General features: G+C 34.5%; 28 protein-coding genes. 11 read left to right on the top strand and 17 right to left on the bottom strand.

Features of this window, described 5'->3' with window-relative positions:
* Positions 1-14: 14 nt before the first annotated feature.
* The 9 genes from FD26_RS06560 to recX all read right to left on the bottom strand — a co-directional run bounded on the left by FD26_RS06560 (position 15) and on the right by recX (position 6,635).
* Positions 15-671, bottom strand: a complete 657-nt coding sequence (locus FD26_RS06560; protein ID WP_057867633.1) for a putative quinol monooxygenase — start codon at positions 669-671, stop codon at positions 15-17.
* Positions 672-688: 17 nt separating this feature from the next.
* Entirely contained in the window at positions 689-1,279 is a 591-nt protein-coding gene (locus tag FD26_RS06555; protein WP_057867632.1) for a sugar O-acetyltransferase, read from the bottom strand.
* Positions 1,280-1,299: 20 nt separating this feature from the next.
* A complete protein-coding gene (locus tag FD26_RS06550; protein WP_057867631.1) occupies positions 1,300-2,211 on the bottom strand; it encodes an amidohydrolase family protein in 912 nt (303 codons plus the stop codon).
* Positions 2,202-2,843 carry an SDR family oxidoreductase gene (locus FD26_RS06545; protein ID WP_057867630.1) on the bottom strand — a complete coding sequence of 214 codons (642 nt, stop codon included), beginning with the start codon at positions 2,841-2,843 and terminating at the stop codon, positions 2,202-2,204. Before FD26_RS06545 ends, FD26_RS06550 begins: the two co-directional genes overlap by 10 nt.
* Positions 2,844-2,855: 12 nt before the next feature.
* The gene (locus tag FD26_RS06540; protein WP_057867629.1) at positions 2,856-3,866 is read right to left on the bottom strand and encodes an aldo/keto reductase; all 1,011 of its coding nucleotides are present in this window, start codon (positions 3,864-3,866) and stop codon (positions 2,856-2,858) included.
* Positions 3,867-4,220, bottom strand: a complete 354-nt coding sequence (locus tag FD26_RS06535; protein ID WP_057867628.1) for a MerR family transcriptional regulator — start codon at positions 4,218-4,220, stop codon at positions 3,867-3,869.
* A gap of 88 nt (positions 4,221-4,308) precedes the next feature.
* Positions 4,309-5,193 (bottom strand): LysR family transcriptional regulator, encoded by an 885-nt coding sequence (locus FD26_RS06530; protein ID WP_057867627.1) that lies wholly within the window; start codon positions 5,191-5,193, stop codon positions 4,309-4,311.
* 64 nt (positions 5,194-5,257) lie between these two features.
* Entirely contained in the window at positions 5,258-5,791 is a 534-nt protein-coding gene (gene ntdP / locus FD26_RS06525) for a nucleoside tri-diphosphate phosphatase (protein WP_057867626.1), read from the bottom strand.
* A 73-nt stretch (positions 5,792-5,864) separates the two neighbouring features.
* Positions 5,865-6,635, bottom strand: a complete 771-nt coding sequence (recX, locus tag FD26_RS06520) for a recombination regulator RecX (protein ID WP_057867625.1) — start codon at positions 6,633-6,635, stop codon at positions 5,865-5,867.
* Positions 6,636-6,703: 68 nt separating this feature from the next.
* Between recX and rlmD the strand changes: the two genes are divergently transcribed.
* Positions 6,704-8,086 (top strand): 23S rRNA (uracil(1939)-C(5))-methyltransferase RlmD, encoded by a 1,383-nt coding sequence (gene rlmD, locus FD26_RS06515; RefSeq protein ID WP_057867624.1) that lies wholly within the window; start codon positions 6,704-6,706, stop codon positions 8,084-8,086.
* Positions 8,087-8,164: 78 nt separating this feature from the next.
* Here rlmD and FD26_RS06510 read toward each other — a convergent pair whose 3' ends face one another.
* Positions 8,165-9,259, bottom strand: coding sequence for a mandelate racemase/muconate lactonizing enzyme family protein (locus FD26_RS06510; RefSeq protein WP_057867623.1), 1,095 nt, complete (start codon positions 9,257-9,259; stop codon positions 8,165-8,167).
* A gap of 237 nt (positions 9,260-9,496) precedes the next feature.
* On the opposite strand from FD26_RS06510, the gene FD26_RS06505 reads away from it, so the two are divergent.
* Positions 9,497-9,697, top strand: a complete 201-nt coding sequence (locus tag FD26_RS06505) for a helix-turn-helix transcriptional regulator (RefSeq protein WP_371862028.1) — start codon at positions 9,497-9,499, stop codon at positions 9,695-9,697.
* A gap of 118 nt (positions 9,698-9,815) precedes the next feature.
* Here FD26_RS06505 and FD26_RS06500 read toward each other — a convergent pair whose 3' ends face one another.
* From FD26_RS06500 to FD26_RS06490, 3 genes are all read right to left on the bottom strand, one after another.
* Positions 9,816-10,529 (bottom strand): GntR family transcriptional regulator, encoded by a 714-nt coding sequence (locus tag FD26_RS06500; RefSeq protein ID WP_057867622.1) that lies wholly within the window; start codon positions 10,527-10,529, stop codon positions 9,816-9,818.
* 138 nt (positions 10,530-10,667) lie between these two features.
* Complete coding sequence (locus FD26_RS06495; protein WP_057867621.1) at positions 10,668-11,024, bottom strand: VOC family protein; 357 nt, start codon at positions 11,022-11,024, stop codon at positions 10,668-10,670.
* Positions 11,014-11,880 (bottom strand): DegV family protein, encoded by an 867-nt coding sequence (locus FD26_RS06490; protein ID WP_057867620.1) that lies wholly within the window; start codon positions 11,878-11,880, stop codon positions 11,014-11,016. Before FD26_RS06490 ends, FD26_RS06495 begins: the two co-directional genes overlap by 11 nt.
* Positions 11,881-12,028: 148 nt before the next feature.
* Here FD26_RS06490 and FD26_RS06485 point away from each other — a divergent pair, with 148 nt between their 5' ends.
* From FD26_RS06485 to FD26_RS06470, 4 genes are all read left to right on the top strand, one after another.
* The gene (locus FD26_RS06485) at positions 12,029-13,213 is read left to right on the top strand and encodes a galactokinase (RefSeq protein ID WP_057867619.1); all 1,185 of its coding nucleotides are present in this window, start codon (positions 12,029-12,031) and stop codon (positions 13,211-13,213) included.
* On the top strand, positions 13,213-14,658 hold the full coding sequence (locus tag FD26_RS06480; protein WP_057867618.1) for a UDP-glucose--hexose-1-phosphate uridylyltransferase: 1,446 nt from the start codon (positions 13,213-13,215) through the stop codon (positions 14,656-14,658). The genes FD26_RS06485 and FD26_RS06480 overlap by 1 nt, the downstream gene beginning before the upstream one ends.
* Positions 14,655-15,659 carry a LacI family DNA-binding transcriptional regulator gene (locus FD26_RS06475; RefSeq protein WP_162254848.1) on the top strand — a complete coding sequence of 335 codons (1,005 nt, stop codon included), beginning with the start codon at positions 14,655-14,657 and terminating at the stop codon, positions 15,657-15,659. Before FD26_RS06480 ends, FD26_RS06475 begins: the two co-directional genes overlap by 4 nt.
* 78 nt (positions 15,660-15,737) lie before the next feature.
* Positions 15,738-15,971, top strand: a complete 234-nt coding sequence (locus tag FD26_RS06470) for an SHOCT domain-containing protein (protein ID WP_057867616.1) — start codon at positions 15,738-15,740, stop codon at positions 15,969-15,971.
* Positions 15,972-16,046: 75 nt separating this feature from the next.
* On the opposite strand, the gene FD26_RS11465 is transcribed toward FD26_RS06470, so the two are convergent.
* Both FD26_RS11465 and FD26_RS06465 read right to left on the bottom strand, forming a co-directional pair.
* Positions 16,047-16,139, bottom strand: coding sequence for an IS3 family transposase (locus FD26_RS11465; RefSeq protein ID WP_371862029.1), 93 nt, complete (start codon positions 16,137-16,139; stop codon positions 16,047-16,049).
* Between the two features lie 175 nt (positions 16,140-16,314).
* The gene (locus FD26_RS06465) at positions 16,315-16,650 is read right to left on the bottom strand and encodes a helix-turn-helix domain-containing protein (protein ID WP_057867615.1); all 336 of its coding nucleotides are present in this window, start codon (positions 16,648-16,650) and stop codon (positions 16,315-16,317) included.
* A gap of 57 nt (positions 16,651-16,707) precedes the next feature.
* On the opposite strand from FD26_RS06465, the gene FD26_RS06460 reads away from it, so the two are divergent.
* Positions 16,708-16,938: a hypothetical protein gene (locus FD26_RS06460; RefSeq protein ID WP_057867614.1), complete on the top strand. Its 231-nt coding sequence runs from the start codon at positions 16,708-16,710 to the stop codon at positions 16,936-16,938.
* 242 nt (positions 16,939-17,180) lie between these two features.
* Here the strand turns inward: FD26_RS06460 and FD26_RS11055 are convergent, their stop codons facing one another.
* Positions 17,181-17,348 carry a hypothetical protein gene (locus FD26_RS11055; RefSeq protein WP_156401780.1) on the bottom strand — a complete coding sequence of 56 codons (168 nt, stop codon included), beginning with the start codon at positions 17,346-17,348 and terminating at the stop codon, positions 17,181-17,183.
* A gap of 354 nt (positions 17,349-17,702) precedes the next feature.
* Between FD26_RS11055 and FD26_RS06455 the strand changes: the two genes are divergently transcribed.
* Positions 17,703-18,059, top strand: a complete 357-nt coding sequence (locus FD26_RS06455) for a DUF1516 family protein (RefSeq protein WP_057867613.1) — start codon at positions 17,703-17,705, stop codon at positions 18,057-18,059.
* Between the two features lie 227 nt (positions 18,060-18,286).
* On the opposite strand, the gene FD26_RS06450 is transcribed toward FD26_RS06455, so the two are convergent.
* The gene (locus FD26_RS06450) at positions 18,287-19,141 is read right to left on the bottom strand and encodes an alpha/beta hydrolase (protein WP_082596246.1); all 855 of its coding nucleotides are present in this window, start codon (positions 19,139-19,141) and stop codon (positions 18,287-18,289) included.
* A gap of 185 nt (positions 19,142-19,326) precedes the next feature.
* Here FD26_RS06450 and FD26_RS06445 point away from each other — a divergent pair, with 185 nt between their 5' ends.
* From FD26_RS06445 to FD26_RS06435, 3 genes are all read left to right on the top strand, one after another.
* Positions 19,327-20,358 (top strand): branched-chain amino acid aminotransferase, encoded by a 1,032-nt coding sequence (locus tag FD26_RS06445; RefSeq protein WP_057867612.1) that lies wholly within the window; start codon positions 19,327-19,329, stop codon positions 20,356-20,358.
* Positions 20,359-20,817: 459 nt separating this feature from the next.
* The gene (locus FD26_RS06440) at positions 20,818-21,291 is read left to right on the top strand and encodes a nucleoside 2-deoxyribosyltransferase (RefSeq protein ID WP_057867611.1); all 474 of its coding nucleotides are present in this window, start codon (positions 20,818-20,820) and stop codon (positions 21,289-21,291) included.
* Between the two features lie 183 nt (positions 21,292-21,474).
* Positions 21,475-22,275 (top strand): RlpA-like double-psi beta-barrel domain-containing protein, encoded by an 801-nt coding sequence (locus FD26_RS06435; RefSeq protein WP_057867610.1) that lies wholly within the window; start codon positions 21,475-21,477, stop codon positions 22,273-22,275.
* The last annotated feature ends 107 nt before the right edge of the window (positions 22,276-22,382 follow it).

The following is a 22,382-nucleotide window of genomic DNA, read 5'->3' as shown; positions in this document are numbered from 1 at the left end:
GACTCTTTTTTTATCTATAAATCATTAGAAAACTCCAATTCATCTTGACTAACTATTGTATCTATCACTAATACTTGTTTTGTTAACTTCAAATTAATTTCCGTTAAAATATCTTGCAAAGATTGTTTCATGGCATTCATGGTCGATTGATCTTTATAAATTATCAAAATCATCCAATCGGTCAGTTCTTCATTAGTAGTACCTGCATAGAAGGTTAATAAACCTCTGCCGTAATGATACAAATCAACAATTGCATCACTCAACAAATTTTGCCAATGCTTAACATCAGACGACTGAATATTAAGATGATATAAAACTGCCTTTCGCTCACCGTTCTCAGAAATTTTAAATGGTCCTTCATTGTATAAATATTGTGGAGTTAAAATCGTCTTTTCGGTTTCCAACAATATATCTTTAGCTACTGCTCCGTATCGCTTAAACTGTGGCGAATTAGCATGAATTTGATATTGCACTTCATCTCGATATAGTTCAAAAACAAAATTAGTGCCCGTATCTGAAGCAAGATGAGTTGAATACATAGCTAAGGTTCCGGGCTCATTCTTAATAGAAGTAAGCAAATTATCTTGCCCAACATCTAAAAATCTTTTTCGATTCTCAGTAGATATAGTTAATCTATACATGCTAAAGATTGGAGCTTCATCTAATTTCATCTTTTAATCCTCACTGTTTATTTCAATGGCTTCAAGCTTTTAATTACCTTAGCGGGAACACCACCAACAATTGTATTATCAGGGACATCTTTCGTCACTACTGCTCCGGCCGCGACAATCACATTGTTACCAATATTTACGCCGCCTATAACTGTAACGTTACCACCGATCCAGACATCATTGCCTACTGAAATCGGTTCAGTATAACTGATTAAATAATTACTGCCATCAGCACGTTTGCCAAAGCGTTTACTTGCATCTAATGAATGCTCTCCACAATAAAATTTTGTATCAGGAGCGATAATTACTCGATTTCCCAAGGTGATTTTATTAGAATCTTGGAACGAACAATTACCATTAATAAATACATCATCGCCTAAAATCATATGTTGCCCATAAATGGCACTAAAATGACCATTAATAGTTAGACGTTGACCAGTTTTTCCAAAAAATTCTTGAATTGCTTGGCTACGTTTATCAACATCAGTTTCGGTATTGATCTCATTAACTAACTTTCGACCACGTTTTAAGATTCTTTGAAGCTCTGGATCGCGATAATCATAATCCAAGCCAGCTAACAATTTTTCATGTTCTGTTCTTGCCGTCATTAAGTTTACCTCATTATCTACTATCTGATTAATTTTAAAAGATTATTTGAAAAAATGTCCTTTTTTACTTGTACCGAAACATTCATTTCATTAATGGCTGTAACGATCTCTTTGGTTGTTCCATTAGGTATTACTGCAAATGGCGCATCAGTACCAAAAATCATGTGCTCAGTCCCAAAGAAATCAATCGCTAACTCTAAAGCCTTAGAATTGCCTAAGATAGCTGTATCGACATAAAACTTTTTAAAGTCTTGATATTCCTGAGATGTCATTGTGTATTTAATTCGCTGTGAAAAATATGGCACCATCGCCCCAGCATGATGAACAATGATCTTTAGATTAGGATACTTTTCAAAATAACCGGCCTTAACAATCTGATTCATTGCTTGCGTCAATTCATATTCCCAACTAAATGTTACATTATTGTCTCGTTTAGTAGTATCAAAAACTGGATGTAACAGAATTGGCAAATTAGCTTCAGCCAATTTCATAAAAATCGGTTCAAAGTCAACGTCTGCAATCGATTTTCCAATAGCTCTAGTAAATAATTGAACTCCTATAAACTTGTCATTAGCAAGCACTTGTTGATCAATTATCTCTAAAGATTTTGGAATATTGTTCATCGGTAGCATCGCTACAGCTCCGGCAAAAATATCTTCGTTTTTAGTAGCCATTTCTAATAGCTCTTCATTGCCGCTTTGACAAAGTTCTGCTGCTTGCATGGGATCAAAATAGTCTTCTGGATTTAAATTAACATTTGAAATAATTTGTTTAACATCTGTAGGAAAATCATTACGACGTATTTTTAAATCAGTCAAAGCAGGGATTTTCAAAAACTGCATCTCTTCAATGATATTAGGTACTTTTTCTTGCACACTATTTAATAATCCAGTTGGCAAAACATGTGCAAAGATATCTAGTTTTAAATCCATGCAGGCTTATCTCCTTCAGTATTTGGCTTGTTCAATCCAACACTCTCACCGATATGTTCTTGGGGATGTTCAATCAATTTGATCACGAAATCAGCAATACTCTTACGTGAAACTTCTGTTCCTTTAAATGTCTCACCTTTTTGCGTAGTCTCATAATCAATTTCATCCTTATTATCCATCCAAGCCGGACGAATCATAGTGTAATCCAAATCAGAAGTTTCAATCAGTTGAGCCGACTTGCGAAAACCTGGTAGAAAATCAGCAATTGCCGTTTCATTCCACTCGCCAAACTTGCCAGGAACTTCATGATAAGTTCCCAATGAACTAATGAAAATCAAACGTTTTACTCCAGCCTGATCCATAGCCTGAATAATACTACTTGCTTGGTCAGCCAAATTTTGACCACCAACATTAGAATAGACTAGATCAACATCATTCATTACAGCCGTTAAAGCGGCCGTATCTAAAACATCCCCCTCAATCAATTCAACACGAGGATTATCTTGATATTGTTTTAAACGATTGCTATTTCTCAAAAATAATTTCAAATCAATATTTAAATTCTTCAATAAAAGTTCAGTTACTATTTGGGCTGTTTGTCCATGCGCTCCTACAATTAAAATCTTAGTCATTAATTTATGCTCCTAACGTGTAAAGTCTGTTTCCTCTTTGGTATAAGCTCCTACCACTTTATGTGGTAAATATAATTCTTCCAAATAATTAACGTCTTCTCTAGTTAATTGTAAGTTTAAAGAATCAGTTGCATCTTCCAAATGATCTGGATTAGTAGCACCGATAATTGGCGCAACAACCTGTGGCTTCTTCAATAGCCAGGCTAATGATACTTGAGTCATAGATGTATGGTATTTTTCTGCAATATCATTAACACGTTTTACGATTTGCATATCATTTGTTTCATCTGTGTCATATTTGCTGCGAGCAACTTTGTCAGTTTCTGAACGTTTAGTTCTGGCATCCCAAGTTGGACGCGTTAAATGTCCCGAAGCTAAAGGACTATATGGCGTAACAGCAATGTTCTCTTCTTCGCACAGAGGCATCATTTCTCGTTCTTCTTCACGATATAACAAATTTAAGTGATTTTGCATCGAAACAAATTCAGTCCAATTATGTTCTCTAGCAATTGCCTGGGCTTGTTCAAATTGCCAAGAATACATAGCTGAAGCTCCAATATATCTGGCCTTTCCGGCTTTAACAATATCATGCAAGGCTTCCATTGTTTCCTCAATAGGCGTGCTATAGTCCCAACGATGAATAATATACAGATCAACATAGTTCATATCCAAGCGAGTTGAACTCTTATCAATTTGTGTCATGATTGCTTTCCGTGATAATCCATGTTGATTAGGCTTGTCTGATGGCGTAAAGAAAACTTTTGTAGCAACAGCTATCTCATCACGATTTGCATTTTTCTTCAAAGCTTGACCTAAAAATTTCTCACTATCGCCATGTGAATAAATATTAGCAGTGTCAAAGAAGTTAATTCCTAAATCCAAAGCCTTTTTAACTACTTTTTCACTAGCTATTTCATCGACCGCCCAAGGAAACATTTCATTGCCAGGACGACCAAAGCCCATAGTTCCTAAACAAATCCTTGATACATCTAAACCGGTGTTACCTAATTTACGATATTCCATTTATTCCTCCTTAGAATTTTTCATCTTGAATTTTAAATAATCGATTCGTTCTAATTGCTTTTCTTGTAAATGAATCTGCTTTAATTTATTAGCTCGTTGATTGTTTAATAAGGAAATAATTTTTTCCTTGGAATCGTTGGTTTCCAATAAAAGACGCATGTATTTTTCAACCTCTTTATTGCTAAAACCGACATCATGCAAAGCCATAATTGTACTTAAACGATCAAGATCCTGGTCGTCATACTGCCATTCTCCCATGACATATTTGACAACGTTGCATAATCCCCAAGATTCGTATTCATCAAGAATTTCAATTGGAATCCTATATTTTTGACTTACTTCTTTTTTATTCATAGTTTTTCTCTCAAAAAAAAAATAGACGCTCCCTAACGGAACATCCTTATTATTAATCCAGAATCATGAAATGTATAATACTTATTTTTTAATGAAGTGATATGTCTTTTAGGTATTTCTTGGCAAAATTAATAAAACTAGTTACTGTTTTAGAAGTAATCTGATCAGCTTTCCAAGCTAAAACAGAATTATAATGCAACGCCGGTTTTAAGGGCACGAAACTCAGTCCTTCGTAATGAGATTCCAATTGTAAGCACAGTAAAATCCCTAGTCCTTTTTTCGCCAAAATGGCTGAATTATATAAAAGATTATATTTAGAAATCAACTTAATATTATTGGCTACATTGCCAAACCAACTATTCAATTCATTTGTCATTGGCCTGCTTTGGGTAAAAATAAGCGTCTCATTTTGCAAATCTTCAGCCGTTACATAATTTTTTTTGGCTAGTGGTGAATTATCTTGAACTAATATTCCCCAGGTTTCTAGCTGCTGCATTCTGACAAATGAATACTTTTCCGTATCAACCGGCTCAATCAGCAATCCAAGATCCAATAAACCTTGTTCGATTTTCAATTTGATATCTTCAGAATTTCCGCTTTGAATATTAAATGTAACTTGGGGATGTTGACGGTGAAATTCAACAATAACTTCTGCTAATTTATCCATGCTTTTTAATTCTCCGCTGCCGATTTGAATTTCTCCAGTTAAAACTTCGTCATCAGATGACATTTCCTCAAAAATTTTATCACTTAATTGCTGCATCTCAGATGCTCTACGTCTCAATAGCATCCCGTCTTCAGTTAAGGTAATCTTATGACTCTGCCATACAAATAGCTTCGTATCTAGTTCTTGCTCTAAATTAGCAATCTGTCGTGATAACGTGGGTTGACTAATATGTAAAATTTGGGCTGCTTTAGTAATGTTCTCTTCACGAGCAACCATAAGAAAGTAATTTAACACGCGTAATTCCATAATTTATCTCCTCTATGAAAAAAAGACCACCATATAATGGCAGTCTAATCAGGATATAGCAATCCTAATGGTGTGACAATTCTCTGTAACGTTGCATCCATAGATCAACATAAGCCTGTGAAAATGGACCCTTACCCTTATCGATCCAATCAATTAGAACGTCGACATTATAATGTAAAATCTTATCTATTTCAGGCGGATAATTCCACATCTTGCTATGTGCAGCATATTCATCCACATCCAACAAGCGCTTTTCTCCATCCGGAAAAACTTTAACATCTAAATCATAATCAATATATTTGATGGCCTCTTTGTCTAAGGCAAATGGTGTCGCCAAATTGCAGTAATAAGATACGCCGCTTTCCCTGATCATAGTAATAATATTGAACCAGTATTTCTTATGAAAATAGACCAGTGCGGGCTCTCTTGTTACCCATCGACGTCCATCTGCTTCTGTGACAAGAGTATTCTCATTACAACCAATAATTTCGTTATCACTTGTCTTTAACACCATTGTTTCACGCCAAGTACGATGTAGGTGACCATCATGCTTATAACTCTGGATTGCTACGTAATCCCCTTCTTTAGGAATTTGCATAACTTACCAGCTTTCTAAATCCTATCCAAAAAAAATTATAACAGAGCCGTGAAACTATTGGAAGATATCGAGATTAATTATCGGACCCTAAAACACGTTTTATTTCGTCAAAATGATAACCTTTAGTCATCAAATAATGGATTAATTTTTCAGGCTTGTCGTAACGATGTCTAACTTTCTCGACTAATACCTTTAACTTATCTAATTCTTCATCTTCATCAGGTTCCAAGTCTAATTCCTTAATGGCGGCTTCAATAATTTCATTATTAAACCCTTTTTGATACAAGCCTTGCCGAATTTTGGTCAACATCTGTTTAAAAGAAGCTCGTTTTTGCTTACGAATTTGCTTTTTAGCAAATTCAATTGCATTTTCTAATAACACATCTTGATTAATTTCAAAAAGCTTATCTTGAACAATATTATCTGGTACGCCTTTTTTCAATAGCTTCTGTTCAATTATCTTGGGACCATTAGCAGTCGTCCGTAATTGTGTATTGATAAAACTAGTTGCATAAGCCGCATCATCTAAGTAATGCAATTTTTCCAAACGCTGAATAACGTCATTAACCGCATCCCGATAATATTCTTTCTTGTATAGATAGTCTTTAATTTCTTTTTGCGTCCGTAATTGATAACTCAAATAATTCACTGCATCGCCGTAAGCCTTATTAACATTCTCACGATCTTGAATCTTTTTGATCTGGTCATCAGTTATTTCAGTCCCATTCATCAGTCGAAATTCAATCAAAGTTGTTTCTGCTACTGGGAACGCATACTTACCATCAAGGTAAATATTATAGCGGCCCTTTCGTTTCTGGGCCTGGATTTTTGTTATTTTTGCCAATATATTTTACCTCGCCATGTTATACTCTCAAGAGTAAGTTTATCTCAAAATCGTTCAAAGGAAAAATTATGCATACAAATAATATTACGCAAGATCTAAAAGTCGGTGACAGATTTCCGTTGACAATCAAACGTATCGGAATCAATGGTGAAGGAATTGGTTTCTTCAAACACGTTATCGTCTTTGTCCCCAAGGCTGTCCCCGAAGATATCATTGTCTGTGAAATAACTGACGTTCACGACCGTTTCTTGAATGGTCGCATTCATAAAATCAGACAGGCTAGTCGTTTCCGTAACCCTGATGCACCAGAATTAGCTAATGAAGTTGGTGGTCTAGAATTTGCTCATATCAATTACAAAGATCAACTAAATTTCAAATCAAACATTTTACGTGAGTCATTAGAAAAATATAAACCTTACGCTCACGACAAATATATGATCAAACCAACCGTTGGTTCAGTTCAACAAGAAAAGTATCGCAACAAGGCTCAATTTCCAATTCAAGAAATTGACGGCGAAATTCGTTGTGGACTTTACAAAACTGGTACCCAAGAATTGGTTGATCTAACTGAAATGCCAACACAAATGGACTTAACTATGAACGCCATGCGCAAAATCGTCCAAATGGTCAAAGATTTAAAAATACCTGTTTTCAATCCTGAAAATAAGTCAGGTATCCTTGGCATGATCGTTATTCGTGAATCTGTCGAATTTAACCAATTGCAGATCACTTTTATCACTCGTTCACCTAAATTCATTAAAGAGCATCAATTAATTGAACGTATTCAAAAAGAAATTCCTGAAGTCAGTTCAATCTCGCAAAATATCAATAAAGAAGACAAAGCAGGCGTTTGGGGTGACGAAACTAAATTGCTTTGGGGCGACCAATATCTCCAAGAAGATATCAACGGTTATCTCTTCAATTTCTCGCCACGGGCCTTTTTACAACTCAACTCATTGCAAACTGACAAGTTATATGACTTAGTAACAGAAGCACTAGAGCCTAATCAACGTGACATTCTCTTAGATGCTTACTGTGGTGTCGGTACTATCGGTATCACTATGGCTAACAAAGTTAAACACGTCTACGGAATCGAAATTATTCCTGAAGCCATTGAAGATGCCAAAGCTAATGCTAAATTAAACGAAGTTGAAAATGCCGACTATTATGTTGGTTCAACCGATGAAGTTTATCCTGAATTGCTTAAAGATGGCAAAGAAGTTAATGCAATTGTTGTTGATCCACCAAGAACTGGCTTGGATAATAAACTAATTACTACTTTGATTAAAAATCCAGTTAATAAATTAGTCTACGTTTCATGTAATCCTTCCACTTTAGCTAAGGATCTCGTCCGTTTGACTGACGAATACCGCGTGGTATACCTACAACCAGTCGATATGTTTCCTCAAACTCCTCATGTTGAAACCATAGTTAAGATGGTTCGTAGATAAAACCTGCTTTCCATAAAAAAATAAACCTAAGTGACTATAGATATAAAAGTCACTTAGGTTTATTTTATTGTTTAAAATTTAATCACTGATATAATTATTCATTTTAAGTTCTGACAATCCAATTCCTAAGCCAGATTTCTGTTTGGGAATCACAATTTGTCCATGATCATCCGTAATGCCACCAGTAAAGGGACTATCAGCAATATAATCTAAACCATCCAAATCAATATATTTCACATTCGATAAACCTGCGCTCAAATATGCTGCCATTGTCAGGGCAACATTAGCCTCTGTCGTACATCCAAACAAACAATCAACGCCATGTCGTTGAGCAAATGTGGCTATCTCAATTGCTTCTAACGGACCGCCACATTTAATCAGCTTAATATTGATAGCTGTTCCATATCCATATGTAATAACCCTTTTAGCATTTTCAAGACTAAAAATTGATTCATCAGCAATGATAGGAATTGTTGTTTTTAGACTAATTTTTTTCATCGCATCGTACATCAAAACTTTAACTGGTTGTTCAATAAATTCGATTTGTAAAGTCGACTTATCAAATTCCTTAATAGCATCAAGTGTTTCCTGATAAGTCCAGCTTTGATTAGGGTCAATTCGAATAGCTACGTCATCTGGAATCAAATTTTCTAATTGAATAATCCGTTCTACCTCATCTTTTCCAGCAACTACTTTATATTTAATATGATGATAACCTTTTTTCAAAATTCTCTTAGTCTCGAGAATTGTTTGCTTAGAGTCTAAGACACTAACAGTTGTATCATTTTCTAACCTGCGCGTTGGCAAAGATAAACTTAATTCATCAGAAATCTCCATCCCATCCATTTTAGCTAAAGCATCTAAAATGGCAGCCTCCATACCGTATCTAGCCGCAACATGATTCGTAAATCCTTGTAAAGACAGCAATGTATCCTCGATTTCTTCATTTAAGTGCTCATCGAAAAAATCTTTCATAAAACGATACATCTCATCTCGATTTTCACCCGTAAGTTTTACATTTTCCGCTGACTCTCCTAAACCGAATACACCACTATCAAGTTCCACTCGACACAAAAGTCCACGTAAATTTTGAGAAGTTCGAATACTAGTAATAAAAGGTCTCTTTAAAGGAATATCTAATTTACCAATTTGATAGCCGACTATCTTTGACATAATCTATTCACCCCACGCTGAACTCAAAATAATATCCTTATAAATTTGTCTATACTATACCCCCAAATTCAAAAAACTTAGCGCTATTTACCTTAAAAAATCATCCAATCAAATTTGTTGTATTAATCAAATTAATCCTTTATAAATAATATAAATATTTGGCTATCAATTATCTTTGCCATTAAGTAAAGTTTCTTTTACAGTAAGCATAAATAAATGGAAACTGAGGCTTTCAATATGATTAAAAATCAAGTTCGAAAGTTACGCAAAGAACATCAGTATTCACAAAAGCAACTGGCCGACATCGTTCATGTCTCCAGACAAACTATTATTTCCATCGAATCAGGACGTTATCAACCCAGCTTAGATTTAAGCTTTCGTTTGGCACGAGCTTTTAATAAAACTATTGAAGAGGTTTTTATATATAGTTCCAAATAAAAACGGTGTAGTACCTACCCATTTAGGTCACTACACTGTTTTCTATTGTAACTGGTTATCAAAAAAATCATAATCTTCGATGAATTGAACTTTATAAAAACAATTTAAGCAAAAGCTATTATTTATCAATTAATTTGTGTCTAATGTGATAAGCAAACTCATCGCATCGAGCGACGCTCAGAGTAAATTCAATTACCCGCTGATGCTGGTCATAAGTTGTTCTTTTCAAATTTAAACAAGGAGTTCCCTCCATTATTCCCATAAGCTCACTATCTACATGGCTAATAACACTGGCTAAAAAGTACTCATCAGCATAACTAATTTTTTCGTCAAATCTCTCTTGAAAAACACTATACATTGTTTTTTCTTGAAGCATCTCTTTAGTCAATGTGGGGAATATTTTTAACGGTAAAAAACTTCTTTCAAGCATCATAGGCTGTTCATCTGCTAGGCGTAGTCGTTCTACTTTAATGACTTCTTCCCCTAACTTTAAATTCATACTTTGAGCAAAGTAAGCATTAACATCCCTTTTTTCAAAGCTAATAACTTCAGTCCTAGGAACTTTACCAAGCTGACGCATTTGTTCCCCAAATTGAAAATTGCTGCCTAAATCACTATTTAGATTAACCCGATTAACAAAAGTCCCTTTACCGTGAATACGTCTAATCAAACCAGTTACTTCCATATTCATCAAAGCACACCGAATAGTATTTCGAGAAACTTCATATTTATCGGCCAACTGACGTTCAGAAGGTAATCTGGTATTTGATGGCAAAGTTTGAATATAATTGGTCAAAGTGTCGATCAATTGTTCTTGGAGGTTAATTTTCATTTCAAAGATTTCCTTTCTGCTACCTTTGCGACAATTGTATTGGTCGCCGAAATCACTTTCAATTATTTACCCATAAAAATTACATATTGTCATTTCACATAAAAACAGCAGATCCTGCAACGAACCTGCTGTTTTTGATTAGTCCTGCGACTTAGCAACTACGAAATAATTTCCCTCTGGATCTTGAAAATTAAAAGTTAACACACCATTTACTTCCGTTATCTCTCCAGCACTAAGTAATTCATCATGTAGTTGATCAAAGTTATCTGCAAAGAACATTAATGAAGGAACATTTTCAGATACTTCTGGTGAATAGATTCGAATATAGTCTTTAGGAAAAATAGATAATTCTATTTCTTTAGAAATACCAACTATCACATTTTGATACCCGCCATTTAATGTTTGGCGAGCTATTACTTTTGCACCAAATTCTTCGGTCCAAAATTCAACATTCATATCTACATCATCAACGTAAATCATTATTCTAGTTTTCATTTTCAAAATCCTTATCCCAAACGACACCCATAGTTTTTTCACCAGTGTGAACACTAATAGCTGGTCCTAAATGACTCTGAGATATTCTAGCCATTGGAAAAGTCTGCTCAAAATCTTCAGTCCATTTAGTTAGCATTTCACGATTATTGGAATCAACAATCGTAATATGCAGTTTCCAATCAGGATGCTGTTCAACGTATTTTTGTATCTCAGTTGAAATCATCTTAAAAGCACGATGCATAGTTCTTTCCTTAGCAATCGCAAAAATTTTACCATCTTTAAATGTCAAAAGCGGTTTGACATCTAACAAACTGCCAATAATAGCTGAATGATTGCTTAAACGTCCGGTTCTGCTTAAATGTTTCAAATCATTAACAGCAAATAAGATATGAGTAGAATCACGTAAATCTTTTAATTCAGAAATTATTTTTTCGGGATCAATCCCCTTTTGCGCTAACGTTCCCGCTAACATCACTAAATCAGCCTCAGCTGCACTAGCTGCCATCGAATCAAATGGATAAACTTTAGCTTTGTCATAATCTTTAACAAACATACGCAAGTTATCCATAAATGAAGTGATTCCCAATGATAAATGAATCGAAATAATCGTATCATAGCCTTCATCAACTAAGCGATCATACGCTTGTTGAATCTGTCCCATTGATACTTGAGCGGTGGTTGGCAATTCTGGTTCATTACGCAAATAATCATAGAATTTTTGGTCAGTTAATTCTTCCGTTTCTTTATACTGCTTATCTCCCAAAATAACCGTTATTGGTAAAACAGTAATATTATATTTCTTAATCTGTTCCGGTGTTAAGTAAGATGCTGTATCGGTTACCACTGCGGTTTTCATTAGCTTCTCCTCTGTTGTGTCATTGCGAACTCTCATGCTTATAATCATAACATTTTATCAAAATTATTAAATCTCTACACCTTGTTTTATAGCACAGAAAGCGCTATCATTTTGTTAAGTAAATATTTAGTAAAAATGGAGAATAGTTATGGATACTAATGAAATTTTAGATGGCTACAAGAAAATCTTTAATACCCCAGCTGAAAAATTATTTTTCTCACCTGGTAGAATCAATTTGATCGGTGAACACACTGATTATAATGGTGGAAATGTTTTCCCATGTGCTATTAGTTTAGGAACATATGCAGCATTCGGAAATCGTGATGATCAAACAATTAAGATGTACTCTGAAAATCTACCTGACACTGGTATCATTACTGTTTCCCTTAGTGATTTGGCCTATAAAGAGGCTGACGACTGGGCTAATTACCCTAAAGGAATGATTTATTTAATCATGCAAGCCGGCTATAAATTAAATCACGGTTTCAACCTTTATATCCATGGTAACCTTCCCGATGGTGCCGGATTATCGTCTTCTGCTTCGATTGAACTTTTGATGGGTAACATTTTAAATGATGTTTTCCATTTAGGCATCGAACAACTTGATTTGGTTAAAATGGGACAACAAAACGAAAACAATTATATCGGTGTAAACTCCGGTATTATGGATGAATTTGCCGTTGGTATGGGTAAAAAGAATCAAGCAATCCTACTCGATACTAATACAATGGAATATCATTACGCTCCTGTAGAACTAGGCGATCACGTTATTGTCATTATGAATACTAATAAACATCGCGCTTTGGCTGATTCTAAATATAATGAACGCCGGAGTCAGTGCGAAAAAGCACTTGCTCTTTTGCAGACAAAATTAAAGATTAAATCATTGGGTGAATTATCAATTGATGATTTTGACCGTAACTCTTATCTAATCAACGATGACACTTTAATACGTCGTGCTCGTCATGCCGTTTTCGAAAATCAAAGAACGCTTAAAGCTATCAACTACCTTAAAAACAATGATCTAGTTGAATTTGGTAAGTTAGTTAACGCTTCTCACATTTCACTACACTATGATTATGAAGTAACTGGTATCGAATTAGATACTTTAGTAGAGGCTGCTTGGCAACAACCTGGCGTTTTAGGTGCCCGTATGGTCGGTGCTGGCTTTGGTGGCTGTGCTATTGCCCTTGTTAAAAAAGACCAAGTAGAAAACTTCAAAATTAATGTTGGTAAAATTTATCAAAATAAGATTGGCTATAATGCTGACTTTTATATTGCTGAAATTGCTGACGGTCCTAGCGAAATTAAAATCTCCGAGGTGGAAAAATAATGTCTTGTGTCGATCAATTTGTCGATCGAATAATCAATGCTGATAATGACTATCAAGAACTCGATCGTATCTATCTTTATAATCGCATCTGTGCTTTAGTTGGCGATGACAATCATCAAGAAAATGACGATGTAAAAACTGCTTTGATAGCAACTGCTATTAAAAATCACAAGATTTCTGATGATCAAACATCTAAAGAAATTTTAAATGATCAGTTGATGGACTTTATTACGTCATTACCCTCAAAAGTAAATCAAACCTTCTGGAACCTTTACCAAACCAGTCCTGAAAAAGCCACAGATTACTTTTATCATATGAGCCAGGACAATGACTACATCAAAGTTAAAGCCATTGCCAAAAATATTTCTTATCAGGTTGCAACTGACTATGGTAATTTAGAAATTACGATCAATTTATCCAAACCTGAAAAAGATCCTAAAGCAATTGCTGCTGCCGGGAAACAAAAACAAACTGGCTATCCTAAGTGTCAGCTTTGTCTCCAAAATGAAGGCTATTTAGGTCGTTTAGGTTACCCTGCCAGAAGCAATCACCGAGTGATTCGTTTTGCTTTGGGTGGCCAAACTTGGGGCTTCCAATATTCCCCTTATGCCTATTTCCAAGAGCATGCCATTTTCTTAAACCAAGTTCATCAGCCAATGGTGATCAATCAGCATACTTTCAACAATCTTCTAGAAATTATTCGCATCTTTCCTCAATATTTTGTCGGAAGCAATGCAGATTTGCCAATCGTCGGCGGTTCTATGCTAAGTCACGATCACTATCAAGGCGGACGTCATGATTTTCCAATGATGAAAGCTCCAATTGACAGAGAAATCGACTTGCCAATCGATCATGTAAAGGCTGGTATCGTCAAATGGCCCCTATCAACTATTCGTTTAACTAGCTCGGATCCGGAAGAATTAGTTAAAGCCGCCACCTTAGTTCACGAAAATTGGATGAACTATTCTGACGAGTCTGTCTCTATCCAAGCATATACCGATGAAACCCGTCATCATACAGTCACGCCAATTGCTTACCATCAAAATAACCAATATGTCATGGATATCGTTCTCCGCGACAATCAAACTTCTGAAAAATATCCTGATGGTATTTTTCATCCTCATCAAGACGTCCAACATATCAAGAAAGAAAATATTGGTTTAATTGAAGTTATGGGACGAGCAATTTTACCTGCTCGCTTAAAATCTGAATTAGTTGAAGTCGAACGTTACTTACTCGATCAGCCCAATAAAATAGCCGCATATCATAAAACTTGGGCCGATCAACTTAAAAATAAATATAAATTTAATGACGGCAATGTTACTGATATCGTCGAAAAAGAAACTGGTTTAGTCTTTGCTAGAGTTCTGGAAGATGCTGGTGTCTTCAAATGGAACAATCAAGGCCAACGAGCTTTTGATAAATTTATTGAAAGTTTGGCATAATGGCAACTTTAAAAGATATTGCCCAAAAAGCCAACGTCTCACCAGCTACCGTTTCACGAGTACTTAATAACGATTTGACTCTTTCAGTTGCCGATCAGACAAGAGCTAATATACTTAGAATTGCAACTGAATTAAACTATCAAAAAGCGAATCATCGAAACAACACTCGTTTTCAAAAACACATCGCCCTAGTTCAATGGTATTCCGAATCAAAGGAACAAGACGATCTTTACTATATGACTATCCGTGAAGGTATAGAACAACAGGCTCCTACCTATGGTTTCGATATTGTCCGAATTTTTCATAATGATTTGGATGAAATACCTACAGACATTGATGGAATTATTGCCGTTGGAAAATTTAGTCAGCAACAAGTTCAGCAACTCCAACAAATTTCTCATAATTTAGTCTTCATCGATGATGACCAGTTTTCAATGGGATTTGATACAATTCTTACAGATTTTCGTTATGGTATCAAACAAGTTGTCGATTACTTTGTTGAAGAAGATATTACTGATATCGGCTTGATTTATGGTGAAGAACAATCCACTGATGGCTTAAGAATCATTCACGATTTTCGCTATAATAATTTTAAAAACGCAATGGATCAATATAATATTTTTCATCCAGAATATTGTTTTAAAGGCGACTTCACTAAAGAGTCTGGCTATCAGCAGATGAAAAATGCACTTCATTCATTAGATAGCCTGCCTCACGCTTTCTTCATCGCCAATGATCCAATGGCAGCTGGAGCACTAAAAGCTTTACAAGAAGCTAATGTCCAAGTTCCAGACCGTGTTAATATTTTCAGCTTTAATAACACTTCCCTTGCCAGCTATGTCAATCCTGAACTCAGTTCTGTAGACGTTGCGACTACCCAAATGGGTACTACAGCCGTTGATCAAATTCAGGATCGACTTAATAATCCCCGTCATGTCGCTAAAAGAATCGATTTAGCCACTAAATTAGTTTTCCGTCAAAGTGCACCTTTATCTAAATAAAAAGGCAGTATTATTGCTACTCCTTTAAGTACAAATTATAATCAAGGCAAATTTACTTAAGGGAGATGTTAGATCACGATGAATTATGCAGGCTGTCACTGGTTAGGTTCCATGGGATTTATGAACAGTGGCCTTCTATTTTTCGGTCTAATAAGTTTTTTTATAATTCTAGCAGTAATTTATTTGAACAATTACACTCATGAAAAATATCATAAAACTACTGCTTTGGAACTTTTAAATCAAGAGTATGCTAAAGGCAACGTAACGGAAGATGATTATAAAAAGCGCAAAAAAAATCTTCAAGATAATTAACATTAATCTGCTTAATATGAAAAGGACGGTAACTCAAACTCGAGTTTGATCTGAACCCCTAAGTTTTACATTTAATTATGTTGCTTTTAAAACGGAAAGTTCTCGGTATTTGACCGGTGACTTTCCGTTTAGTTTTGTCTTGATACGTCTATTGTTATAGAAGTCGATCCTTCAATCATAGACTGAATGAGATCGACTTTTTTGTCATAATGAATATCCATCATTTTGAGCCCTTAACATTAATATTCTCTTGTTTAAGTCTCTTTATTTCTTCATTGTGTCCTTATTCTTAAATTAAATTTTCTTTTGTATTTTTTCTAGCCATTTTAGAATTACCTCTGCGTCATTCCAATTCGGCTATACCCATATCATCATATTTCTTCAGCCATTTCCAAACTGTATTTGGAGAAGATAAATTAAAGTGTAGGGCCGTCGCTGGAAGCGAGGCTTCGTATTGATTTTTCCAGTCCAATACTTCAACTTTAAACTGACTAGAATAATTTGAGTCCATTTTACTTAGTTCAAGTCCCTTGACCCCACGTAATTCAAAACTAAGAACCCAGTTAAGAACGGTATCCGCTCTGACAATCCCATATCTTTTTGCCAATGTTGTTGAACCACAGCCGTTTAAATATTCGGTTACTATTTTTGTTTTAAAGTCTAAATTAAATTTGACCATAAGAAAAACCCTTTAATTTGGTTTGAGTCCAAACTAAGGGGTTCACTTCAATTAATAATGAATATTAAAAAAGATTTATTTAAAGCTATAAAAGCAAACGATGAAGATAAAATTTTATCATGTATGCAACCACTCATCTTCAAAGCAATTAAAAACAAACCAATAAATGATCAACAGGATTATTACCAGGAATTAGCAATAGAAATAATAAAAACGAGTAGAAGATGTCCTTTTTATAGTGGGCATAAATTTGAATCTTTTTTAGAAAAAAATAATTTGTTAATTTAATGATTGTGATTGTACTTATATTTTTATTTTCTATGTAACTTATCAGCGCTGATTGTTACATTGTTTTATTAATAGAATTCAAAAGGATTGAGAATTATCAATGAGCTTTTTTAGTATTCTAAATTCCAATCTTTGATTCTCTTTTTTCAAAGATATGATTTTTTTGACTTTAGATATTACCTCAAATATTGTAACGATTGCAAGTATAATAGCAATCATTAAAAGAACAAAGTATATATTCTTTAACATCTTTTTTTATTAATTTTCCTTTCCAACATTTTTAATTGATGATTTTGAACCTTTAATAAGGTTAATGATCTATTTGTAATTTTAATAGCAAAAATAAAAACAATAATAGGTAAAAGTGTAAAGATAATATTACCAATGGTTGTAATATCAGTATTTGTCATAATAATTCCCCTAGCTGATTAACTTTTATTAAAACAAGCAAAGTATAACATATCTAATATCTAGCAAGAATTATAGAACAACAAAGGATGTGATCATAATGGACACAAATGATAAATTAATTTCTTTTTTAAAAAAGCAAATGAATACTGCCAACTTTAAATATTCGATTATATTAGCCTGGAGCAAAAGTTGAAATTGGCTCAGCCGTGAAATTGTGTGTAGTACAAGTTTCAAGTCGTGCCCGCAGCGTTCCAGCCAAATTTCAATTTTGGGGGAAGGCGGAAATCCTTATACTTCAACCAAACTTTAGTAAGATAATCATGTTACTATAATCACTATTGGAGGGATTTTTTATGATTTGGTTATGGACTCATTTAATTACTTGGATTATTATGGCTATCATGATTTTATTGGCATTATTTACTAATACGCACACAAAAGTTTATGAAATGATTACTAGAATTGGCTATTTGATAATTATCGCTACAGGTATAAAACTAGCTATAAGAGCTTGGTCCGTCGAACCTACACTCTTAATTGTTAAAATCGTAATTGCTTTAATATTTATTGCGTTAGTTGAAATTGCTTTTGCTCGCAAAGGCCAGCAGACAATTAATAAATCACTAATTTGGGCAGTTATTATTTTTTGCTTAGTCACGGCTTTGATTGGTTTTACTTTAGCTGGCTGGTATCCATTTATTCAACATTAAAACTATCATTCAATTTCCGAACAACGTAAAAATCCAGGGACGATGACATCTATTTTATTAATAGAAATTTGCAGCATAAACGTGCAACAGAACTCAGTTTCTTCCGTTTAACAGCAAAAAGTGCAATATTCATAATATGAATATTGCACTTTTTATGTTAATACTCGGAAACTACCAAGTTCTGTCACACTCTCTGGATTTTTTTACAATAAAATTATACTTCAAATTTATTTCTTCCATATAAAGTTGACCAATAAATTATCAACTTGTTTATTCTCATGCAATTTGCTGTGTTGAGCCATTTTTCCTACAATCTCCTTTTCACGATAAGAATGAGCTCGATTCTTTACCAAATATCTCAAGGATTGGGAGGAAGCATTGCTAACGGCACCATCTGAATGTGTTCCATCATCTTTATCGCCATAAATATTTAAAACGTCAACATTGGTTGGATAAACCTTGCGTAATTTCATTAATTCTTTATAAGAGCTATTCAATTTAGTTGGTTCGCCATTATTTTTCAGTTTCATCTGATTGGGTTTGTCATCTCGTCCTAAAATACCATTAAAATGGCCAGCAATATCAACGACTTTATTAACTTTAGGCATGCCCTTTTTACCGGCATTATCCATAATATAAAAATTGATAGCCATATTTCCCATAGAATGACCGATCAAATTAACACTATTGAATTTGTAATCTTTTCTCAACAAATCAATGACGTTTTTTACCCATTCTCCAGCTGTATGAAAATCAGTCATTTTGTTATTGTCATAATTAACTTCAATTAAAGGATTTTTAGCCTTCTTAGGAATTGTTCCTATCATTTTGACATAACCATTAGGACTCACGTTAACTCTAACAATGGTTTTAGTTACTCCAGCATCCTTAATAGCATTCGTCATTTGCGTCTCTGCATTGAAGCTGCTGCCATAACCATGGAAAAATAAAGTTGGGGTTGAACTTTGGATATACTTATCAGAATTAACTGCTTGAGCATGATGGTTAAAGCCTAAAAAAAGACCGGCGACTATAACTACTAACGTAATCGCTATTGAAATAATCGTTCTATTTTTTTTCATTATTTTCCCCTTCAACTTTCATATTTTAATTGTACCTAGCCCTCAAATTTTTACCTAAAGAAATGTCCTGAATCTGCCAGATAAATTACTTATTGACACTTTGTTATTCATTAATTATGATTAGTCTAATAAATCTAATAATATTTTAATTTATTAGGATGAATTTAATAAAGGAGATATAAATTATGGCAAAAGCAGATGCAACAAAAATTGATTGGAACAATCTAGGTTTCAATTATATGGACTTACCTTATCGTTTTACTGCTCATTTTAAAGATGGAAAATGGCAGGATGCAGGACTAACAGATGATAGTACTCTACATATCAGTGAAGCTTCTCCGGTTCTCCACTATGGTCAAGCAGCTTTTGAAGGTATGAAGGCTTATCGTACACCAGATAATCACATCCAACTATTCCGTCCTGACCGTAATGCCAAACGTTTAAAGGAATCTTGTGAACGACTTTTAATGCCCGTTTTTCCTGAAGATCAATTCATTGAAGCTGTGAAATCTGTTGTAAAAGCTAATGCTGACTTCGTACCACCCTATGGTACTGGAGCTACTCTTTATATTCGTCCTTTAATTATTGGTACTGGTGAACAAATTGGAGTACATGCTGCTCCCGAATATATTTTTACTATCTTTGCTATGCCTGTTGGTAATTACTTCAAGGGTGGTTTAACTCCGGTCAATTTCACAACTTCTCAATATGATCGTGCTGCTCACAAAGGTACTGGTCAAAGTAAAGTCGGTGGAAATTATGCTGCTAGTCTTTACCCAGGTGCTCAGGCCCATGACAATGGCTATGCTGACTGTGTCTATCTTGATCCCATCAATCATGAAAAAATTGAGGAAGTTGGCTCAGCTAACTTTTTTGGTATCACAAAAGACAATGTTTTCCTCACACCTAAATCACCTTCTATTCTTCCAAGTATTACCAAATATTCACTGCTATGGTTAGCTAAGAACCGTTTAGGTTTAGGTGCCGAAGAAGGCGATGTTTACGTTGATCAATTGGATAAATTCAAAGAAGCTGGAGCCTGCGGTACTGCTGCAGTCATTTCACCAATTGGCGGTTTGGAACACAATGGTAAACTTCACGTCTTTTATAGTGAAACTGAGGTCGGTCCCATTACGAAAAAATTGTATGATACTTTAACCGGTATTCAATTTGGAACTGTTGAAGCACCTGAAGGTTGGATTCAAGTAGTCGAATAATCGTCAAAAAAGAAGCTATGGCAAGGGGTGCCATAGCTTCTTTTTTGATTTATGTAGAGTTAACATTGTCTTAATGAACTAATATTCGAAGGGTAAGCGAAAGTTAGCAACGTAACTCATGCCTGGTAAGGTAACAGGATTTAAAATAATAATTCCCTCCAATCATTATTTAATAGAAGTATCTTAATTGATTGAGTGACCGTCCCCAATAATCGTAGTGTTTTATATGATTTGATTAAATTAAAATTTCTATCTAAATAACAATTTATTATCACTTAAACCTTGCACTATATATTATATATCCATTATTCACTATTTTATATCCTCATAGGTAAATAAAATTATCAAAAATTGATATATTTTTATCCAAAATTACTGGTATGTTAATAATTTTTATCTATCTCCTTCTGTTACATGATAAGATATTACAGAACATAAAATAGAAAGAAGGATTTTTTAATGAAAATTTATTTTGCCAATGGTCTGTTTGCCCTAGCTGACCGCATGTTTAATGAAGTAGTGGTTGATAAGATCAGAAAGATGGACAGCTCTATTGAAGTTTATCTTCCTCAAGAAAACGGTGATATCAATGACAAAATGAACTATGCTGACTCTATCAAAATTGCTCAAGAAGATAACAACGAACTCCTTTCTTCCGATTTAGTGGTAGCAATTCTTGATGGCGACACAATGGACGACGGCGTGGCTTCAGAAATTGGTTTGGCCTTTGGAAAAGAAATTCCGGTAATTGGTGTCTACACTGATCTTCGTCAGCATGGTTTTGAAAATCCTGAGAAGCTTGAAGCTGTGAAGGGTCTTGGTGAAAATCCTTTTGCATATATTAATAATTATACAGTAGGATTAATTAAAATGAATGGTGTTATGGTCAATAATATTGATGACATGTTAAGTGCCATTAAAAAATATTCATAAAATATTTTTTAATTTTTTGACATATTTATATTTCAATTCAATTACATGAACTTTACAGTTAAGTTATAACTAATTTACAGTTGGGTTATATTCAACATTTCATGGTCTAGACGTTATATGATTACTCTCGTTGAGAAATTTAATAATAAAAAACACGTATTCAATTCGGGGGAATCACTTTATATGAAGATCAAACATTTTGCAGCATCAATTTTAACAGTCGCAACACTTGCCTTAATCGGTGTTAGTGCTCAAACACAAACAGTTAACGCTGCAACAGTTTCAACAGCAGATGCTAGTGGTGTCATTTACGTTTCAAATGCCAATGGTGCTCCACTATTCACAACACCTGATGCTAACGGCAATATTAGTAGTAAGAATATCAGTCTAGAAAACAAATCTGCTTGGTCATACAACCAAACAGCTAACGTTGACGGCGTTACTTACTATCAAGTAGCAACAGACACATGGGTATCTGCTAATGATACTTCTTCAGAAGCTCCCGCAGTTTCTTTAGATAAAGATATGTACATTAATGCTAACGGTGGTGTTAACCTTTATGACGCACCTAATGGTAACTTTTCTGGTAGCACTGTAACTGGTGGCAGCATGGTTCACGTTTACGAAAGTAAAACTGATGCTAATGGCACTACTTGGTATGATGTCGGTATGAGCCGTTGGATTAAGGGTGACTATGTTTCAAATGATAACGTTAAAGAAACTTTGACAATGTCAGCTACAGCTTACGATCCCGTTGTTTTAGGCTCAGATATGGGTTACACTGGCGTTGCTGCTAACTTGTCAAAATTCCCTAAGGGAACTCATTTAAGAATTACAGATAGTAACGGTAAAACTTATGACCGTGTCGTAAATGATACAGGACTCTTTGCTTACAGCAATCCTAACCAATTAGATATTGCAATGCCTAATTCAGAAGCATTACAATTTGGTCGTCAAAATATTACTGTACAAGTACTTGGATAATCTTATTTTAAACATTTAAATAACAGGGAGCTAATGACTACAATATCAAAAGTCATTAGCTCTTTTTTTGTCGATTTAATTTGGCTGTTCGTCAAATCAAGTTGATG

Source organism: Companilactobacillus crustorum JCM 15951, assembly GCF_001434585.1.
Classification (GTDB): Bacteria; Bacillota; Bacilli; order Lactobacillales; family Lactobacillaceae; genus Companilactobacillus; species Companilactobacillus crustorum.
This window is presented reverse-complemented; position numbering and strand designations above follow the sequence as displayed.

Bases quoted from the DNA above. Each gene is read 5' to 3' on its own strand.
- FD26_RS06560 (WP_057867633.1), bottom strand. From the start codon at position 671: ATGAAATTAGATGAAGCTCCAATCTTTAGCATGTATAGATTAACTATA.
- FD26_RS06555 (WP_057867632.1), bottom strand. From the start codon at position 1,279: ATGACGGCAAGAACAGAACATGAAAAATTGTTAGCTGGCTTGGATTAT.
- FD26_RS06550 (WP_057867631.1), bottom strand. From the start codon at position 2,211: ATGGATTTAAAACTAGATATCTTTGCACATGTTTTGCCAACTGGATTA.
- FD26_RS06545 (WP_057867630.1), bottom strand. From the start codon at position 2,843: ATGACTAAGATTTTAATTGTAGGAGCGCATGGACAAACAGCCCAAATA.
- FD26_RS06540 (WP_057867629.1), bottom strand. From the start codon at position 3,866: ATGGAATATCGTAAATTAGGTAACACCGGTTTAGATGTATCAAGGATT.
- FD26_RS06535 (WP_057867628.1), bottom strand. From the start codon at position 4,220: ATGAATAAAAAAGAAGTAAGTCAAAAATATAGGATTCCAATTGAAATT.
- FD26_RS06530 (WP_057867627.1), bottom strand. From the start codon at position 5,193: ATGGAATTACGCGTGTTAAATTACTTTCTTATGGTTGCTCGTGAAGAG.
- ntdP (WP_057867626.1), bottom strand. From the start codon at position 5,791: ATGCAAATTCCTAAAGAAGGGGATTACGTAGCAATCCAGAGTTATAAG.
- rlmD (WP_057867624.1), top strand. From the start codon at position 6,704: ATGCATACAAATAATATTACGCAAGATCTAAAAGTCGGTGACAGATTT.
- FD26_RS06510 (WP_057867623.1), bottom strand. From the start codon at position 9,259: ATGTCAAAGATAGTCGGCTATCAAATTGGTAAATTAGATATTCCTTTA.
- FD26_RS06505 (WP_371862028.1), top strand. From the start codon at position 9,497: ATGATTAAAAATCAAGTTCGAAAGTTACGCAAAGAACATCAGTATTCA.
- FD26_RS06500 (WP_057867622.1), bottom strand. From the start codon at position 10,529: ATGAAAATTAACCTCCAAGAACAATTGATCGACACTTTGACCAATTAT.
- FD26_RS06495 (WP_057867621.1), bottom strand. From the start codon at position 11,024: ATGAAAACTAGAATAATGATTTACGTTGATGATGTAGATATGAATGTT.
- FD26_RS06490 (WP_057867620.1), bottom strand. From the start codon at position 11,880: ATGAAAACCGCAGTGGTAACCGATACAGCATCTTACTTAACACCGGAA.
- FD26_RS06485 (WP_057867619.1), top strand. From the start codon at position 12,029: ATGGATACTAATGAAATTTTAGATGGCTACAAGAAAATCTTTAATACC.
- FD26_RS06480 (WP_057867618.1), top strand. From the start codon at position 13,213: ATGTCTTGTGTCGATCAATTTGTCGATCGAATAATCAATGCTGATAAT.
- FD26_RS06470 (WP_057867616.1), top strand. From the start codon at position 15,738: ATGAATTATGCAGGCTGTCACTGGTTAGGTTCCATGGGATTTATGAAC.
- FD26_RS06465 (WP_057867615.1), bottom strand. From the start codon at position 16,650: ATGGTCAAATTTAATTTAGACTTTAAAACAAAAATAGTAACCGAATAT.
- FD26_RS06460 (WP_057867614.1), top strand. From the start codon at position 16,708: ATGAATATTAAAAAAGATTTATTTAAAGCTATAAAAGCAAACGATGAA.
- FD26_RS11055 (WP_156401780.1), bottom strand. From the start codon at position 17,348: ATGACAAATACTGATATTACAACCATTGGTAATATTATCTTTACACTT.
- FD26_RS06455 (WP_057867613.1), top strand. From the start codon at position 17,703: ATGATTTGGTTATGGACTCATTTAATTACTTGGATTATTATGGCTATC.
- FD26_RS06450 (WP_082596246.1), bottom strand. From the start codon at position 19,141: ATGAAAAAAAATAGAACGATTATTTCAATAGCGATTACGTTAGTAGTT.
- FD26_RS06445 (WP_057867612.1), top strand. From the start codon at position 19,327: ATGGCAAAAGCAGATGCAACAAAAATTGATTGGAACAATCTAGGTTTC.
- FD26_RS06440 (WP_057867611.1), top strand. From the start codon at position 20,818: ATGAAAATTTATTTTGCCAATGGTCTGTTTGCCCTAGCTGACCGCATG.
- FD26_RS06435 (WP_057867610.1), top strand. From the start codon at position 21,475: ATGAAGATCAAACATTTTGCAGCATCAATTTTAACAGTCGCAACACTT.